A 2,468-nucleotide genomic window follows, 5' to 3' on the forward strand; every position below is an offset into this window, starting at 1 on the left:
AGCGGTGTTTTCAGACCACGGGCGTCCAGGGCACGAGCTCGCCAACAACGTTGGCTGGGTGACCGCCGGCTAACTTCGTGAGCGTGTCGGTCAACCAGACGTGTGGGTTGATGCCGGTCAGCTTGCAGTTTTCGATGAGTGTGGCGATTACCGCCCAGTTGTCGCCCCCTTCGTCGGAGCCCGCGAACAGGGCGTTCTTTCGGTTCAGCGCGAGCGGTCGGATCGACCGTTCGACGGTGTTGCTGTCGAGGTCGACGCGACCATCGTCGAGGAAGCGTGAGAGCCCGTCCCAGCGGGTGAGCGCGTAGCGGATCGCTTCGCCGAGCTTGGCCTTCGCGCTGACCTGGCGGTTCCGGGCTTCAAGGTAATCGCGCAGATCGTCGATGATGACGCGGCTACGCTCGGCGCGGACCTGCCGCCGCTGTTCGGCAGGTGTACCGCGAACCTCGTCCTCTATTACGTATAGCTGGGCGATACGACGCAGCACCTCGGTGGCGACCGGCGACGTGTCGGCGAGTTCATAGAACTTGCGGCGCACGTGCGCCCAGCAAAAGGCGAGGCGGATCTGGTTGCGCCGCCGGGCGAGCGCGGCATAGCCGCCATAGCCATCGACCTGCAGGACGCCAACGAAGTCACCGAGATGGGCCTCAGCGCGCTCGCTCTTGCGATCGGCGGCGTAGACGTAGGCGACCATCGGCGGATCACCACCGCCCCATGGCCGATCGTCACGGGCATAGGCCCATAGCTGCCCGGTCTTCGTCCTCCCGGTGCCCGGGTTCAGCACTGGCGCCGTCGTCTCGTCGGCAAACAGCCGTTCCGATCGTCGCAGCCGCTCCAGGATGTGATCGCGCAAAGGCCGCAGATACCACGCAGCCCGGCCAACCCAGTCCGCCAGTGTGGATCGATCGATCTGGATGCCTTGCCGGGCATAAATCTGCGACTGGCGGTAGAGCGGCAAGTGATCGGCGTACTTGGCGACCAACACTTGCGCGATCAGCGCTTCGGTAGGAAGGCCGCCTTCGACGATCCGCGCCGGCGCTGGCGCCTGCACGACCGCGCTCTCGCACGAACGGCAGCCGTAGCGCGGACGGCGCGTAACCAGCACGCGGAAGGTGGTCGGAACGACGTCGAGACGCTCCGCCACGTCCTCGCCGATCTGGTGGAGCGCCCCGCCACAACAGGGGCAATTCTTGTCCTCGACATCGACAACCTGTTCGATCCGCTCGAGATGGGCCGGGAGCGAACCGCGGTTGGTCTTGCGCGGTCGCTCGGCCGAAGCCCGGCGAGCCTTGTCCCGCGCATGCTCGGCCTCCGCCAAGGCTGTCTCGACTTCCTCCAGAGCCAGTTCGAACTGATCGGGGTCGAGCTGTTCGGATCGACGACCGAAACGGTGACGCTGCAAGGCGTCGATGATCGCCTTGAGGCGTTCAACCTCGGCCTGGAAAACCTTGAGGGCATCGAGTTCGCGGGCCTGTTCGAGGACGAGCGCACGCAGCGCTTCGACGTCGTTGGGAAGGTCCGCTTCCATGAGCATGAAAGCAGTGAATCAGTAGCAGAAAGCCCCGTCAACCGGCAATCTGCGGGGCGATTGGGCGGCGTCCACCATGCACCCGGCGCCAGTCCAGACCTTCCAGCAGGGCGCCCAGTTGTGCTGACGTCAGCCGCATCACGCCGTCCTGGATCCCCGGCCACTTGAAGCCGCCGGATTCCAGCTTCTTGGCCATCAGGCACAGCCCGGTCCCGTCCCACCAGACCAGCTTGATCCGGTCCGAGCGCTTGGCCCGGAACACGTAGATCACACCAGAATAGGCATCCCCGCCGTACTCTGCGCCCACCAGGGCCGCCAACGCATCGGGTCCCTTGCGGAAATCAACTGGACGCGTTGCAACCATCACGCGTGCGCCAGCGCTTGGTCCAATCATCGCGAACCCTTGAGTGCATCGATCACGGCGGCAATCATCCCGGCATCGGCGCCGCGACCGATCTTCACCGCGACGCCGTCGATCTCCAGTTCCATGGCTGGGGCCGGTGCACGCCGTCGGCGCTTGCCTCGTCGTGCCGGAGCAGATGCAGTTACAGATGTCGGCGGAGCGGCCGGCTCGATCAACGCCGGCACAAATGTCACCGCGACCGGCTCAGTCGCCGACGGTGCCAATCCCTGGTCCACCAACTGCTGATGCAAGCTCTTGCGCCAGGCATAGATCTGCGACGGATCAAGCCCATGGCGCCGCGCCACGGCACTCACCCCTTCGCCGCCAGCATAGCATTCCGCGACGATCGATGCCTTCACCTCGGGTGGCCAATCGCGCCGTTTGCCTACCCCGGTGAAAACCTCAAACCGCCGAGCACCCTTGCTCACAGGATCGTCACCCGAGATAATCATAGGAGTAGCGCCTCAACTTACGTCAGGGCGCGGAAATTCAACGCTGACACCCGCCAGCGCAAGGTGGGCGCGAAACACCGCTTAC

At 64.9% G+C, this 2,468-nt stretch carries 3 protein-coding genes; all 3 read right to left on the reverse strand.

What is annotated here, in order from left to right; translation table 11 throughout:
- Positions 1 to 10: 10 nt before the first annotated feature.
- From LDN95_RS22965 to LDN95_RS22975, 3 genes are read right to left on the reverse strand one after another with little or no spacing between them, the layout of a single operon-like run.
- A complete protein-coding gene (locus tag LDN95_RS22965; RefSeq protein ID WP_226019818.1) occupies positions 11 to 1,534 on the reverse strand; it encodes an IS66 family transposase in 1,524 nt (507 codons plus the stop codon).
- Between the two features lie 31 nt (positions 1,535 to 1,565).
- Positions 1,566 to 1,892 carry an IS66 family insertion sequence element accessory protein TnpB gene (tnpB, locus tag LDN95_RS22970; RefSeq protein WP_255631083.1) on the reverse strand — a complete coding sequence of 109 codons (327 nt, stop codon included), beginning with the start codon at positions 1,890 to 1,892 and terminating at the stop codon, positions 1,566 to 1,568.
- Positions 1,893 to 1,918: 26 nt separating this feature from the next.
- The gene (locus LDN95_RS22975) at positions 1,919 to 2,383 is read right to left on the reverse strand and encodes a transposase (protein ID WP_226019820.1); all 465 of its coding nucleotides are present in this window, start codon (positions 2,381 to 2,383) and stop codon (positions 1,919 to 1,921) included.
- Positions 2,384 to 2,468 lie beyond the last annotated feature (85 nt).

The organism is Novosphingobium sp. FKTRR1, from assembly GCF_020404405.1.
In the GTDB taxonomy this organism is placed as follows: domain Bacteria; phylum Pseudomonadota; class Alphaproteobacteria; order Sphingomonadales; family Sphingomonadaceae; genus Novosphingobium.

What these genes read in the sequence shown, in the direction of transcription:
- LDN95_RS22965 (WP_226019818.1), bottom strand. Translation starts at nt 1,534, where the DNA reads ATGCTCATGGAAGCGGACCTTCCCAACGACGTCGAAGCGCTGCGTGCG.
- tnpB (WP_255631083.1), bottom strand. Translation starts at nt 1,892, where the DNA reads ATGGTTGCAACGCGTCCAGTTGATTTCCGCAAGGGACCCGATGCGTTG.
- LDN95_RS22975 (WP_226019820.1), bottom strand. Translation starts at nt 2,383, where the DNA reads ATGATTATCTCGGGTGACGATCCTGTGAGCAAGGGTGCTCGGCGGTTT.